Source organism: Nitrospina sp. P1_D6 (genome assembly GCF_052156615.1).
Taxonomy (GTDB): Bacteria; Nitrospinota; Nitrospinia; order Nitrospinales; family Nitrospinaceae; genus Nitrospina.
Genome location: NZ_JBQKUN010000003.1, coordinates 184157 through 197856 on the forward strand (window position 1 = coordinate 184157; position 13700 = coordinate 197856).

Here is a 13700-nt window from a genome sequence, read left to right on the forward strand (position 1 = left end):
CCGACTCTTCCAGGAACCCGTTTCGTGACCGACCCGACCGCCTCCAACATCCACATCGCGCTGGTGCATTTTCCGGTGTACAACAAGGTGGGCGACATCGTGACCTCATCCGTCACCACGCTCGATGTGCACGACATCTCGCGCATCTCGCGCACCTATGGCATCGCCACCTTCTACGTGGTCACCCCCCTGTCAACCCAGCAGGTGCTGGTGGAGCGCATGATGAAACACTGGCTGGAAGGCCACGGCGCCACCTACAACCCAACCCGCAAGGAGGCGCTGCTGGTCACCCGGGTCACAAACGTGCTGGAGGATGCCGTCGCCGACATCGCCCAGCGCACCGGAAAGCGGCCGAAAACGGTGATCCCGGATGCCAAGTCGTTTCCGCAGAGCCGGGACTACCCCGCGATCCGCGAGGAATTGAAAAACAAGGACGAACAGTACCTGCTCGTGTTCGGCACCGGCTGGGGGCTGGAGCACGGACTGGTAAAACGGGCGGATTTCGTGCTGGCCCCCATTGAGGGCCTGAGCGGCTACAATCACCTGCCCGTGCGCGCCGCGGTCGCGGTCATCCTGGACCGGCTTCTGGCCCGGAAGTCCTGATTTTAAAAATTTTATTTGTGCGGGGGCGGGGGAATTTGGTATTATTCCCAATTCCATTCACAGGAGTCCAAAATAATGAATCTGGTGCAACAGATCGAAAAACAGGAAATGAAGGAGGATGCGCCCCAGATCCGCATCGGCGACACCGTACGCGCCCACATCCGCATTGTCGAGGGCAACAAGGAACGCGTGCAGGTGGTGGAAGGCGTGGTCATCAAGATGCGCGGTTCCGCCAACCGCAAGACCATCACCGTACGCAAGGTGTCCTTCGGCGTCGGGGTCGAGAGGATTTTCCCCCTGCATTCGCCGCGGCTGGAAAAAGTCGAGGTCGTCAAGCACGCCCGCGTTCGCCGCGCCAAGCTGTATTACCTGCGCGAGCTGCGTGGCAAGGCGGCGCGTTTGAAAGAAATCAAGGTGCAGTCCACCAAGAAAACAGGACGCGTGCGCAAGAAGCGGGCCAAAGCCGCCGCCAAGAAAGCGGCCGCCCAGGGCTGAGTTTTCATTTCCTGCAGAAAAAAATCAAGCCGGGCCGCACGGCCCGGCTTTTTTATTTTCCAATCCTTGAAAAACCCGGTCAGCGCGCCGGGTTGCGGGGATCATCCCCCAGCTGCTCTTTCCTCATCCCACCCGGGTTCTTCAAGCGCTCTTCGTTCATAATATAAAGGAAGGATTCACCCAGTCCCTGCTTGTTGGGGTGCGCATTGTAGATCCGCATGGCTTCAGGCAACAGTTGTTCGATGTCGCGCACGCGCCTTTCGTCGGCCGGATGCGTCGATAAAAACTCTGGCGGTTGTCCGCCTCCCTTCATGCTGGAAAACCTCTGCCAGAACCGCATCGCCTCCCTCGGGTCGTACCCGGCTTTCGCCATGTATATGACGCCGATCTCGTCGGCTTCCGTCTCGTTGCCGCGGCTGAACGGCAGCGTCACGCCGTATTGTGCGCCAACGCCCAGCGCACCCAGGATCATGCCGCGGTTCTTGTTGTCCGACAGGGTGACCGACGACGCGGCCAGCGCTCCCGTTATGAGCAGTTGTTGCGACATGCGTTGGGCGCCGTGCCGCGCCACGGCGTGTGCGATCTCATGACCCAGCACCGCCGCCAGTCCCGCCTCGTTCGAACACACGGGAAGGATTCCTTCGTACACGCCCACCTTCCCGCCGGGAAGCGCGAATGCGTTCATCTGGTTGGAGGCGAACAACTTGAACTCCCAGTCCAGATCCGCCATCGACGTCTCGATGACGAGCCTGCGCCCGACGCGTTCGATCACTGTCTGTAAACGCGCATTGGTGGAAAGTGTTTCCTTCTGGAGAATTTCACCGAACGCCTGCTTGCCCAGAGACACTTCCTGCGAGAAGGGAATGAGGATCAGCGCGGATTTTTCCGACACGGGGGTGGTAACGCATCCGTAAACCAATGCGCACAACACAAATATTGCGGCAAACCATTTTTTGAACATGGTTTCGATTATACGGTTCGGCAGGAAGCGATTGCAACGGCGGGTTTTTTGAGTTGCCTGCATGATGGGAATACCCTATGATCGGACAAAACGCTGGGGGGTCATGCTCGATTTCGAACGGGAAGCGGAGTCTAACGGGTATCAATGCATCGCCGGTGTGGATGAAGCCGGACGCGGACCGCTGGCCGGTCCCGTGGTCGCCGCGGCGGTGATCCTGCCTGCCGGGCTTTCGATACCCGGACTCGACGATTCGAAAAAACTGACCCCGTCGCAAAGGGAACGTTTGTATTCCGTGATTCTCGATGTGTGCCGCGCGCAGGCGATTGCAGTGGTCGATGCGGCAACGATCGACGCCATCAACATTTTGCAGGCTTCACGCCTTGCCATGAAGCAGGCGGTGGAACAACTCACCCTGCAGACGGACTTCGTGCTCATCGACGGGAACCAGGCGATCGAAATTTCCGCCGATCAACGGACGATCGTGGGCGGAGACGGCAAAAGCCTTTCGATCGCCGCCGCATCCGTGCTGGCCAAAGTGCACCGTGACCGTCTCATGGACACCTATCATGCCGAGTACCCGCATTACGGGTTCGACCGGCACAAAGGTTACGGCACCCGGTTTCACCGCGACCGCATTCGCGAGTGGGGGCCCTGCCCCATTCACCGCCAAACCTTCAAGGGTGTGAAGGAACACCTGCACGTTCCCGCGACCGCAGACCCCCTTGCCAGCGCCTGAACCATTGATAAACTCCGGCGTTTTACCTGCAACGCCGTTTTGTAACAAGAACGTCTTCACCATGACTGTACTGTCCCTCCTGAAAAAACGATGGGTGTTCGCCGAGCCGGAACCGGATGCGGTGCAACACCTTGCAGATCGCCTGCGCATCTCGCCGCTCACCGCGACGCTGCTGGTCAACCGCTCCATCACCGATGCGGAAGAAGGCCGCGTGTTCCTGGACGCCGACCTGGAAGGCACCCACGACCCGTACCTCATGCGCGACATGGACAAGGCGGTGAAACGCATCCTCACTGCCATCGAGAACGACGAGGGCATCACCATTTTCGGCGACTACGACGTGGATGGCGTCACTTCCACCGCGCTCATGCATCATTTCTTTCACGAGCTCGGCATCCGCTTCGATCACTACCTGCCGGAACGCATGGAGGAAGGTTACGGTGTCAACGAAAACGCGCTCGACGAAATCAAGGCACGCGGCAACAAGCTGGTGATTACCGCCGACTGTGGCATCACCGCCGTCAAACAGGTCGCCTACGCGCGGACCATCGGGCTGGACGTCATCGTCACCGACCACCACCAGGTCCCGGAAGAAGGACTGCCCGACGCGGTGGCGGTGCTCAATCCGTTTCAACCGGATTGCCCTTACCCGTTTAAATTTTTAAGCGGCGTCGGCATCGTGTTCAAACTCGCCGTTGCCATTCGCCGTGCGCTTCGCGATGCCGGGTGGAGCGCCGACCGCCTGCCGAACCTGAAAAAACACCTCGATCTGTTCACGCTGGGCACCATCGCCGACATGGCGCCGCTCACCGGAGAGAACCACGTGCTCACGCACAACGGCCTGGAAGCCCTTCGCACCACGGAAAAACCGGGGCTCGTCGCGCTGAAACACGTTGCCGGGGTCGACGGCAAAGTCGATTCCTTTTCCATCGGATTCGGTCTTGCGCCAAGGCTGAACGCGGCGGGACGGCTGGGGCGTGCCGATTCGGGTCTCGATCTTCTGGTCACGCACGACCAGGGGGAGGCGCGGCGCATCGCGGAACAGCTCGACCAGATCAACGAACAACGCAAGCACACGCAACAGGGCGTGCAGGAGGAAGCGGAATACCTGATCGAACGCGAGGTCGATCTGGAAAAGGAAAAGGTATTGGTGCTGGCATCCGAAAATTTCCACCAGGGCGTCATCGGCATCGTCGCTTCCAAACTGGCGGACAAGTACTACCGGCCGACGTTCCTGATCGCCATCCGGGACGGCATGGGCAAGGGCTCGGCCCGTAGCATTCCGACGTTCAACCTGTACAAGGCGCTTGCGCAATGCTCGGATCACCTCACGCAATACGGCGGGCACGCGTACGCAGCCGGGCTCAATATCGAGGCCGAACGCATCGACGATTTCCGCCGTGCGATTAATGAGGTTGGAGCGCCCTACCTCACCGACGACCGCATGGTGTCGGAACTCAAGATCGACAGCACGCTGGACCTCCGGGACATTGGCATGGGTGCATACAGGGAAATGCAGAAACTGGGACCCTTCGGCCAGGTGAACACCCTTCCGGTGTTCTGTTCAAGAAGAATCCGCATCCGCGACTTCCGCGAGATCGGCCGCGACCGCACGCACGTACGCTTCCGCGCCACGCAGGGCAAAACAACCGTGAATGTCGTCGGCTTCCGCCTGGCGGAAACGTTCCGCTACCTCGACCCCGACACGTTGATCGACATTGCCTACGAGCTGCAACTGAACTCGTGGAACGGGCGCGAGAAAGTAGAGCTGAAGCTGCTGGACGTGAGGCCCTCCGACCTGGCAGACTGAACCCTCATTCGACGCGGATGGACTCACGCGGGTCCTGCCGCATCGCCATCCGGGCCGGGTACAGTCCCGCCACTGCCGCCACCACACCGAAGAACAACGTCGCCGCCGCCATGAACGCTACCGGATGAAAAACCTGGATGGTCCAGCCGAACGACTGCTTGTTGATGACGAATATCAGGATGTAAGACACCACGATTCCCGCGGCCAGCCCCATCAGCGACCCGATCCAGCCCAGCAGTCCCGCCTCGATCAACACCATCTTGCGCAGTTGTTCCGGAAACGCCCCGATGAACCGCAATACCGCCAGTTCACGGCGACGCTCAATGATGAGCGACACCAGCGTGTTGAACAGGCCGAGGAGCGCCACGCCGATGCCGATGATCTCCAGCGAGTAGGTGATTGCGAAAGTCTTGTCGAAAATGTTGAGCACTTCTTCTTTCAGTTCACCGTAGGAACGCACGATGACCTGGTGCGACGAACCGATGGTGTTGAGGATCGCTTTCCGCACCGTGGGCAGGTGGGCCCTGTCTTCCAGGTACACGACGAAGCTGTTTACGGTCGGGTCGTTGTAATATTTCAAAAACGTACGGCGGTCCACGATGACGTAACCGCGCTCTTGCGAATAATCGTAATAGACCGCGACGATCTCCAGGTTCATCACGCCGTTGGGTGTTTCGATCCTGACCCGGTCACCCACGTCCACCTTGTGCTTGTAGGCAAACGGTTCGGAGACGATGGCGCGGTCGGCCCCGACCATGAAATCGGCAAGTTTCCTTGCAGGTGGACCGTCCTTGATAACGAGGTTGCCGTGGCGCGACAGTACGGAAAAATCGCCGGACCCCAGAATCGCCGGTTGGTTTTCATACGTGATGTGCAACGCACGGAAGGCGTCCACCGCCTTCACACCGTCGAGTTGTTTGAGCTCGGCCACCGGTTTCAGCGGCAACGTGTACTGGTAGTCGATGTGTTTGCCCCCGGCCGCACGCACGAACAGGTCGGCTTTTAAAGTCTGGTCGATCCACACCGTCACCGTCTGGCGGAAACTGTGCACCATGATCGACATGCTGATGACCATCATGAAGGCGATGGCAAGAGATGACACGGCAATGGCGTTGCGTCCCACGTTCTGTGTGAGGTTGCGGCTGGCGAGCAGACCCTCCCCGCCGAACCAGCGTTTGCACAGGTTGTGCGACAGGTCGCGCAGGACCACCAGCGCACCGGGCGACAGAAACGACATGCCGAGGATGACGAAGAACACCGCAGCGAACCCCAGCCAGGGGAAGCCCCCGATGGCGGGCAAAGGCACGCACGCCACCGCCCAGGCCAGGCACGCCAGCCCCAGGTAAGTCAGCCTGCGGTTGCCGCGGAAAACTTTCAGATCGTAACTGCCGCGGCGCATCACCTGCGTCGGGTGGGTGGTCGCCGCATCGTATGCGGGAAGCAATGCCGAGCACAACGACAAGACCACCCCCAGCAAGAAATAGGGAATGCCCTCGCTCCAGTGAAAATCGAAGTCCGCCACGTTGGCGGACACGTACAGGTTCTGCACGGTGAGTGTGATGGCCTGCAATGAAAACTTCGCCAGAAAATAGCCGATGGCGACGCCGAATGCCGAACCGATGGCGCCGATCACCCCTGCCTCCAGGATGAAGATGGCGGCGATCCAGTAAGGCGACGCACCCAGCGCGCGCAGGGTGCCGATCTCCGTCCGGCGGCGCACCACCGATAGCGAGATCATGTTGTAAATGAGGTACAGCCCGACCAGCAGGGCGACGAAACTGAGCGCGGTCAGGTTGTACTGGAACGCGCGCAACATTTTCTCCACCTGCCTGCCCCGGTGTTGCGGCCGATCCACGCGCAGAAAATCAGGGAGCACCTGTTTCATCTCCGCCTGCATGCGGTCGAAATTTTTGTCTTTGAGAAACCGGATATCGATGCGGTCGAGCTGTCCGATTTTGCCGAACACGGACTGTGCCGCGGCGATGTCCATCAATGCCACGTTACCCTTGAACGCTTTGGCGATGCCCTTGTTCTCCAGGACCCCCGTGACGCGCAAGGTGACCGGTTGACCGTTGATGATAAATTCGATGGCATCCCCCGGCTGAAAATTCTGATCGGGAATGAACGTCTCCGGGATGACGATGCCGCGCGGATCGAGGATGAGGGGAAGGAGGCCCTGCAGGGTGTCGTCGGCGGTCTTCAATGAAAAATCGCGGATGCCGCTGTCCTGCAACAGGTCCGTGCCGAGGATTTCCACCACTTCCTCGCTTTTTGTTTCCACTCCATATCCCTCGATCACCGGGTACGCTTTGATGGTATCGCGTAGTGGAAGCAGTTTTTTGAAAACCGTTTCGTCGAAAGGAACACCGTCGGCATGCACTACCGCGTTGGCACGGCCGAGCACCAGGTCCACGGTTTCGGTGAACGAACTCAGGGTCTGCCGGTTGGCGAGCTGGATGCTCAAAAACACCGCGACGCCCAGCGCCACGCCGAAGGTGGTGATGAAAAACCGGAACGGGTCGCGCCACAGGGGACGCACGATGAGCGGGCCGAACAGGTTTTTGAAATACACCGCTTCCCTCATGACGTCACCCGCCTGCGTTGCCGTTGACGGTCTGCAGGCGACCGTCCTGAATGCGGAAATGACGGTTGCCGTACTCGGCGGCGGTGGGATTGTGCGTCACCACCACAACCGTGGTTGCAAAATCGTCCGATGCTTTTTTGAGAATGTCGAGAATCTTGTGCCCGTTTTCGGAATCGAGGTTGCCGGTGGGTTCGTCCGCAAGCACGATCGACGGCTGGTGAACCAATGCGCGGGCGATGGCGACCCGCTGCATCTCACCGCCGGACATCTCCGCCGGAAACGAGTCCTTGCGTGCAAGCAGGCCGACGTAATCGAGGAGTGTTTCGATGGATTGCCGGGCGCGGCCGGGGGCGCCGCTCAGCAAGAGAGGCAGTTCCACGTTCTCCCAAACGGTCAAGGTGGGAAGCAGGTTGAAGAACTGGAACACAAAACCGATCTCTTTCCGCCGCAGTTCCGTGAGCTGGCGGTCGTTCATTTCCGAAACATGATGCCCGTTGATGTGGATGTCGCCTTCGTCCGGCCGGTCGAGTCCGCCCATGAGGTTGAGGAGGGTTGTTTTCCCTCCACCGCTCGGCCCCATGATGGTTACGAAATCGCCCTGGATCAACTGCATGTCGATGCCGGAGAGCGCAGTGACGCGCACCGATCCCGCCTGGTAGAACCGTGAAACGTTTTCAAGAGTGATGATGGGATGGGCTGTGGGCATGAAAATACGCTCCAGAACACAAACGAAGCGCCATCATACCAGAGTTTGAACGGGGACCAAGGCACAGATCCCCCCTTGCAGGACAGGGGTTTGAAAAGCGGGGCTGACTTGAAGGCTTAATCGTCGGAGTCGGGGGATTCGACAGGATTGGAGGAGGCAGAGGGAGCCGACTCTGTCGGAGCAGGCTCAGGTGTAGAGGTCTCAACGGTATCGCCTCCGTCTTCCTTCGGAAATTGCAACCGGTTTTTCAGGAACTCCAGGAAATCGCCGAACTGGTGCACGATGTTTGCCTCATCCAGTTTTCCGGCGGCGAATTTCGAGAACACCGCATCCAGCACCGATTCCACCAACGCAGGGAAGTCGCGAACGTTGCTTGAATCGGGCAAGCCATTTTGCAGAGAAGGATTACCCGCAGGGCCGCCTTGCGGTGCACGGGAGAAACGGGTCCCCTGAACCGACGCGAAGGTGGTTTTCTCCAGCTCCAACGACAATTCCTGAATGACGCCCAGGTTGTCCGCCAGAGTGGTTGCAGAACCGGCGAGATCGATGTCCCGTCCCGCGAAAAAATCCGCGGCCAGCGGATCGACCAAATCCACGAGACGCTGGATGGAAGCCAGCTCGTCTTCGTTGAGGTCGCCCTGCACCGTAACCGAATACCGGGACGCGGCGATAGCAGTCAGGGAAAACCGTTCCACGACAGATCCGTCGGCCGTCCGTGTCTGGCTTCGCGAGCCGGAGACCGCGCGATCGGAACCAAAAGAAATCTGGACCTTATCGCCTTCCTGGGTGGTCAGGTTCAGGTCGCCGGACAAAGAGACGCCCGCATTCACCTTCACGCCTTGATGGGCCAAAATCGCTGAATTTTCGGAAATGGGACGAATTTCCATGATAACCGCTACATATTTGATTTAATTTGCAATAACTACATTTCCAATTGAAACCTTTTCCTTTATAATTAACGGCAGGCACTGTGAAATACTTAAGGCTGGGCCGCCTGTTTTTGAAGCCCCAGGTGTAGCCGAAAGCAAAATGATTGTGAAACGCCGTGTTATCCGGCATTGCCCCAATCCTAAACGGGTCTTTAACGATGGAAGAATACACACCTTTATTCATTGAAGAATCGCAACGGACCAAGCAGTTCCGCCGTGTGATCGTACGCAAAACCATTCAACTGATGCGCCAGCACCCCAAGGCTTCCGACGAGGAAATCCAGACCATGGCGGAAAATGAAGCGGTGCAGATTTGCGACCTCTGCGTGGAGTCCTCGTTCGAAGAAGGGTCGCGTCCGCTCATCGAACAGTACTTCCTCACGGAAAAAGAGGGCCAGCGGCGCAACCACGTGGGAAGATTCTTTCTGCACAAGCTCGAAGACCAGCTGAAGGGACCGCTGTTCAAGGAATGCCTTTTCCCCTTGCTCGCCGACTCCGTCAAATCCCTGCTTGGTGAAGAGAAGTACGACATTTACACCGGGCGCATCAAGGCGTTTTTACAGGAAATGGGTCAGCAGGGCATGTCATACAACGAATCGATGGACTCCCAACCCGCGTATGAGATCATGGAAGAGATCATCGGGGAATATTTGAAGGAGATGAAAAGTTTCCCGAAATTCCAGGAACAGTTGAAAAGTCAGATCGACGACGCACTGGGCACGTACCAGTCCAAAAACCCGGAAAAGGTGGTCAACATCGACAAGAACGTGCAGTTGATTTTCGACAAGTTCATGCACTCGCTTGAAATCAACTCCTGATCCTCGTCCAACCGGACACGATTCCTCAACCCACCGGGGGAACCCCTAGCACTTGACCTGGGGCGGTAGAATGTTTTTCAATCGCGGGTGATGCCGGTCTTTCTCCGAAAGCACCGGATTGTTCACCGGCCAGTCGATGCCCAATTCCGGATCGTTCCAGATCAGTCCTCCCTCGTCTTCCGGATGGTAATACTCAGAACACTTGTAAATCACCTCCGCGGTTTCACTGAGTACGCAGTATCCGTGTGCGAATCCGGAGGGAAGGAACAACTGACGTTTGTTGTCGGCGGACAGGGTGCGGCCCACCCAGCGACCAAATGAAGGAGAATCCGGACGCACGTCCACCGCCACGTCGTACACCTCGCCCTGCACCACACGAACCAGCTTGGCCTGACCATGCCGAACCTGGTAATGCATGCCTCTCAGGACGCCCTGGCTCGACTTGGCGTGATTGTCCTGAACGAACACCACGTCGATGCCGTGACTTTTGAAATGGGAACGGACGTAGGTTTCCAGGAAAAACCCGCGCGGGTCTTCATGCACAACGGGTTCTATAAGAATCACGCCGTCCAGTTCGGTGGGAATGAATTTCATGAATTGTCCTTTCGCCGCCCGCAGGGCGTACGTGGCGGAATTGTACCGTAAAGGGGGAACGCTTTCCACCGCCCTCCGGGCCGCTTTCGAAAGGGCTTGCCGGGATCCACGGTAAATCCTGCTAAAATGAACCCGGGTGAGCGACCCGGCCGGTCGCGTTGACAGTCCCCGTTCTTCTCCTTATAATCCATCCGTTTTCTTCCAAACCCCAAACTCAGGAGATCCCATTCGTGCGCGTCATTCCGGCAGTTGACATCAAGGGGGGTCGGTGCGTCCGCCTCACCCAGGGCAAGGCGGACCAGGAAACCGTGTATTCCGACGATCCTGCGGACATGGCCGCCCACTGGGACGAACAGGGCGCCCAGTTGATCCACGTGGTCGATCTGGACGGTGCATTCGACGGACGCCCGGTGAACCAGGACCTCATCAAAAACATCATCTACAGCAGCACCGTGGACATCCAGGTCGGGGGCGGCATCCGGAACCTGGAAACCATCGAAGCTTACGTCAACGCGGGTGTGTACCGCGTGATCCTCGGCACCATCGCACAGCAGGAACCGGAGTTCGTCGCCGAAGCCTGCAAACGTTTTCCCGGAAAGATCATGGTCGGCATCGACGCCCGCGACGGAATGGTTGCCGTGAAAGGCTGGGTGGAGGTATCCGACCAGAAGGCCACCGATCTGGCAAAGCAGATGGAACCGATGGGCGTCGCCGGGTTCATCTTCACAGACATCAGCCGCGACGGCATGATGCAGGGTCCGAACCTGGACAGCATCCGTGCCTTTGCGCAGGCGACGTCGCTTCCCGTCATCGCTTCGGGCGGGGTGAGCCGCGTTGAGGACGCCCTCAACCTCGTGCAACTGAAGGACTGCGGCGTCGATGGCATGATCATCGGCAAGGCGCTTTACGACAAGAGCATCGACTACCGCGACGTGCTTTCGCAGGTGCAGGCGCATGCTGGCTAAACGCATCATTCCCTGCCTGGACGTCAAGGACGGGCGCGTGGTGAAAGGTGTGCAGTTCGTCAACCTGCGCGATGCAGGCGATCCCGTTGAGATCGCCGCCGCTTACGAAAAAGAAGGCGCGGATGAGTTGACGTTTCTGGACATCACCGCTTCGCACGAAAAGCGCGGCATCATTCTGGATGTCGTGCAACGCACTGCGGAAAACGTATTCATGCCGCTCACCGTGGGTGGCGGCGTGCGCACGCTGGACGACATCCGCAACCTGTTGAAAGCGGGCGCGGACAAAGTCGCCATCAACACCGCCGCCGTGCACAATCCAGAGTTCGTCAAGCAGGCGGCGGAGAAATTCGGAAGCCAGTGCATCGTCGTCGCCATCGACGCCAAGCAGGTGAACCGAAACCAGCCGCCAAACCCGCCTGCGGTGGAATGGAAGAACCAGCACCCCACCCTGTTCGTCATGCCGGAAGCGCCCGAACCCGCGTGGGAGGTGTACACGCACGGAGGACGCAACCCGATGGGCATCAATGCCGTTTTGTGGGCGCGGCTGATGGAATCCTATGGAGCCGGCGAGATTCTGTTGACGAGCATGGATCGTGACGGTACGAAAGCGGGATACGACCTGCCGCTCAACCGCACCGTGGCCGAGGCCATCACCATTCCGCTCGTCGCATCCGGAGGGGCAGGAACGCTGGAACACCTTCACGCTGGCATTGTGGAGGGTAAGGCGGACGCGGTTCTGGCCGCTTCCATCTTCCATTTCAAGGAACTGACCATTCCCGAAAGCAAGCGGTACCTCAAACAACGTGGCATCGCCATCCGCATTTGAAGTTTTTTCCCTGTTACGATACGTTTGTTTTTCCCGCCAAATCGTGATTCCGGGTTGATTTTTACCGCTTTCATTTCTATCTTGGTAGGCTCAAAACCGGATGGAGACTTGTCCCATTCGGGCGGATTTTAAAACCACCTTCTCACCCGTGCCCGGCTTCCATGGTTTCTTCTACAGCCGTTCGCAAATTATTTTTTTTCATCACGCTTTTGACCCCTGTGTGCGTTCCCCCCACTTCATGGGCAGGGGAAGTGCATTTCGGCGACGGCAATGTGCTGAAGGGAACCATCCGTTCGTTCAAGGAAGGCGAACTGACCTTCTCAACCAATTATGCAAAGAAAATCAGGATTCCGGTGGAGGAGATCCAGACCATCACCACCGAGGAAGTCGTTACCGTCGAGCTGAAAACGGGAGGGATTTTAAAGGGCCGGCTGGTGACAAGGGAAGATGGCAGCATGGGGATCGAACTCATTCCCATGGAGGAAGTGGTGTCCCTTCGCTGGGACGAGATCAAATACATCAACAGAACCCCGCGGAGGTGGACGGGCAATGTGTTTGTCGGCGGGTCCCTGCAATCCGGAAACGTGCAGGTGACCAGCATCAGCGCCGGCGCCGAAGCCGAACGGAAATGGGAACGGGATCGTCTGTCCCTCCGCGCCTTCCACAATTACGTCGAACAGGATGGCGAGATCAACAGCAGGAACACCTTCGGCGCGTTCAAATTCGATCACTTTTTCACGAACCGATTTTACGGGCTGATCAGCACCGAACTTCTGAAAGACGAGTTCAAGAACCTCAACCTGCGCGCCATCATCGGTGGCGGTGTGGGTTACAAATTTTGGGACAACGACACCAAAAACCTGGAGTTCGAACTGGGCGTCACCTATTTTTCTGAAGACTTGAGAGTGGGTGAGGACGAGCGGTTCACGACGGCGCGTATTGCCTCGAACCTCATGTACCTGTTCAATGACAGCCTCAAGTTCACCAACTTCCTGCTGGTGTACCCGAAAATCGCCCAGCCCGCCGAATACCGTTTGCGCAACGAGGCCTCGCTGAACACCAAGTTCACCGAATACTGGTCGTTCAAGCTGACCCACATCCTCGACCAGAACTCGAAGCCCTCCACCGGCATCAAGAAAACCGACCAGACCTTCATCTTTTCTCTTCAATACGAGTTCGGAGGTTGATCAGAACGGCAAGAGGCCCAGGTAGAGCAGGGCTCCAAACACGGCGAAACCCCCACCGATGAGTTGCAGGAAGCCGGAGGTTTCCTCACGAGCTTCCAGGCAGGCTTCCTGCGGATTGTCGGGGTTGTACAAAACTTCCACCTCGCTATTTGCGGGATAGCGGCGGCAGTGTTCTTCGGCACGGCTTCGAAACCCCATCTGCAACTGCCCGCCGATGAGGATCTTGTTGTTCGAGTAGGAGCGACCGCCGACGCGGTAACGGTAACGCACGTCGGCGCGGTAGGTGCTGTTGGGAGACTGGTAGCCCCCTCCACTCTTCAGCTTGATGGAGGAACGCTGGACCTTACCCGTTGCCACGGGCCAGAAACGGGCGGCCTCGGCTTTATTCCGGATTCGCCAGGCGTACGCCACGGCGCCCACTCCGGCCACCGCGAAGATCAGACCCATCCAGTTCGCAACCATTATATATGGACATCCTTAAAGAAA

At 58.2% G+C, this 13700-nt stretch carries 14 protein-coding genes; 8 read left to right on the forward strand and 6 right to left on the reverse strand.

Annotated elements, in window-relative coordinates:
- Positions 1 to 24 precede the first annotated feature (24 nt).
- Both ACTRXA_RS07045 and rplS read left to right on the forward strand, forming a co-directional pair.
- Complete coding sequence (locus ACTRXA_RS07045; RefSeq protein ID WP_442426501.1) at positions 25 to 603, forward strand: RNA methyltransferase; 579 nt, start codon at positions 25 to 27, stop codon at positions 601 to 603.
- A 75-nt stretch (positions 604 to 678) separates the two neighbouring features.
- The gene (gene rplS / locus ACTRXA_RS07050; RefSeq protein ID WP_442426502.1) at positions 679 to 1098 is read left to right on the forward strand and encodes a 50S ribosomal protein L19; all 420 of its coding nucleotides are present in this window, start codon (positions 679 to 681) and stop codon (positions 1096 to 1098) included.
- 79 nt (positions 1099 to 1177) lie between these two features.
- On the opposite strand, the gene ACTRXA_RS07055 is transcribed toward rplS, so the two are convergent.
- Positions 1178 to 1990 carry a M48 family metallopeptidase gene (locus ACTRXA_RS07055; RefSeq protein WP_442426503.1) on the reverse strand — a complete coding sequence of 271 codons (813 nt, stop codon included), beginning with the start codon at positions 1988 to 1990 and terminating at the stop codon, positions 1178 to 1180.
- Positions 1991 to 2123: 133 nt separating this feature from the next.
- Between ACTRXA_RS07055 and ACTRXA_RS07060 the strand changes: the two genes are divergently transcribed.
- Positions 2124 to 2795, forward strand: a complete 672-nt coding sequence (locus tag ACTRXA_RS07060; protein ID WP_442426691.1) for a ribonuclease HII — start codon at positions 2124 to 2126, stop codon at positions 2793 to 2795.
- Between the two features lie 61 nt (positions 2796 to 2856).
- The gene (gene recJ / locus ACTRXA_RS07065; protein WP_442426504.1) at positions 2857 to 4605 is read left to right on the forward strand and encodes a single-stranded-DNA-specific exonuclease RecJ; all 1749 of its coding nucleotides are present in this window, start codon (positions 2857 to 2859) and stop codon (positions 4603 to 4605) included.
- A gap of 4 nt (positions 4606 to 4609) precedes the next feature.
- Here recJ and ACTRXA_RS07070 read toward each other — a convergent pair whose 3' ends face one another.
- From ACTRXA_RS07070 to ACTRXA_RS07080, 3 genes are all read right to left on the reverse strand, one after another.
- Entirely contained in the window at positions 4610 to 7189 is a 2580-nt protein-coding gene (locus tag ACTRXA_RS07070; protein WP_442426505.1) for an ABC transporter permease, read from the reverse strand.
- A gap of 4 nt (positions 7190 to 7193) precedes the next feature.
- On the reverse strand, positions 7194 to 7895 hold the full coding sequence (locus tag ACTRXA_RS07075; protein ID WP_442426506.1) for an ABC transporter ATP-binding protein: 702 nt from the start codon (positions 7893 to 7895) through the stop codon (positions 7194 to 7196).
- A 116-nt stretch (positions 7896 to 8011) separates the two neighbouring features.
- Positions 8012 to 8746 carry a hypothetical protein gene (locus tag ACTRXA_RS07080; RefSeq protein ID WP_442426507.1) on the reverse strand — a complete coding sequence of 245 codons (735 nt, stop codon included), beginning with the start codon at positions 8744 to 8746 and terminating at the stop codon, positions 8012 to 8014.
- Positions 8747 to 8982: 236 nt separating this feature from the next.
- Between ACTRXA_RS07080 and ACTRXA_RS07085 the strand changes: the two genes are divergently transcribed.
- Positions 8983 to 9642, forward strand: coding sequence for a hypothetical protein (locus ACTRXA_RS07085; protein ID WP_442426508.1), 660 nt, complete (start codon positions 8983 to 8985; stop codon positions 9640 to 9642).
- 45 nt (positions 9643 to 9687) lie between these two features.
- Here the strand turns inward: ACTRXA_RS07085 and rfbC are convergent, their stop codons facing one another.
- Positions 9688 to 10236, reverse strand: a complete 549-nt coding sequence (rfbC, locus tag ACTRXA_RS07090) for a dTDP-4-dehydrorhamnose 3,5-epimerase (protein WP_442426509.1) — start codon at positions 10234 to 10236, stop codon at positions 9688 to 9690.
- Between the two features lie 230 nt (positions 10237 to 10466).
- Between rfbC and hisA the strand changes: the two genes are divergently transcribed.
- From hisA to ACTRXA_RS07105, 3 genes are all read left to right on the forward strand, one after another.
- Positions 10467 to 11201 carry a 1-(5-phosphoribosyl)-5-[(5-phosphoribosylamino)methylideneamino]imidazole-4-carboxamide isomerase gene (gene hisA / locus ACTRXA_RS07095; protein ID WP_005008705.1) on the forward strand — a complete coding sequence of 245 codons (735 nt, stop codon included), beginning with the start codon at positions 10467 to 10469 and terminating at the stop codon, positions 11199 to 11201.
- Complete coding sequence (hisF, locus tag ACTRXA_RS07100; RefSeq protein ID WP_442426510.1) at positions 11191 to 12027, forward strand: imidazole glycerol phosphate synthase subunit HisF; 837 nt, start codon at positions 11191 to 11193, stop codon at positions 12025 to 12027. The genes hisA and hisF overlap by 11 nt, the downstream gene beginning before the upstream one ends.
- Before the next feature lie 251 nt (positions 12028 to 12278).
- Entirely contained in the window at positions 12279 to 13214 is a 936-nt protein-coding gene (locus tag ACTRXA_RS07105) for a DUF481 domain-containing protein (protein ID WP_442426511.1), read from the forward strand.
- Here the strand turns inward: ACTRXA_RS07105 and ACTRXA_RS07110 are convergent, their stop codons facing one another.
- The gene (locus tag ACTRXA_RS07110; RefSeq protein WP_442426512.1) at positions 13215 to 13676 is read right to left on the reverse strand and encodes a DUF3592 domain-containing protein; all 462 of its coding nucleotides are present in this window, start codon (positions 13674 to 13676) and stop codon (positions 13215 to 13217) included.
- Positions 13677 to 13700 lie beyond the last annotated feature (24 nt).

Coding starts and splice junctions, on each gene's coding strand:
- hisF (WP_442426510.1), top strand. CDS start 11,191: ATGCTGGCTAAACGCATCATTCCCTGCCTGGACGTCAAGGACGGGCGC.
- rfbC (WP_442426509.1), bottom strand. CDS start 10,236: ATGAAATTCATTCCCACCGAACTGGACGGCGTGATTCTTATAGAACCC.
- ACTRXA_RS07085 (WP_442426508.1), top strand. CDS start 8,983: ATGGAAGAATACACACCTTTATTCATTGAAGAATCGCAACGGACCAAG.
- ACTRXA_RS07110 (WP_442426512.1), bottom strand. CDS start 13,676: ATGGTTGCGAACTGGATGGGTCTGATCTTCGCGGTGGCCGGAGTGGGC.
- ACTRXA_RS07075 (WP_442426506.1), bottom strand. CDS start 7,895: ATGCCCACAGCCCATCCCATCATCACTCTTGAAAACGTTTCACGGTTC.
- ACTRXA_RS07060 (WP_442426691.1), top strand. CDS start 2,124: ATGGGAATACCCTATGATCGGACAAAACGCTGGGGGGTCATGCTCGAT.
- recJ (WP_442426504.1), top strand. CDS start 2,857: ATGACTGTACTGTCCCTCCTGAAAAAACGATGGGTGTTCGCCGAGCCG.
- rplS (WP_442426502.1), top strand. CDS start 679: ATGAATCTGGTGCAACAGATCGAAAAACAGGAAATGAAGGAGGATGCG.
- ACTRXA_RS07070 (WP_442426505.1), bottom strand. CDS start 7,189: ATGAGGGAAGCGGTGTATTTCAAAAACCTGTTCGGCCCGCTCATCGTG.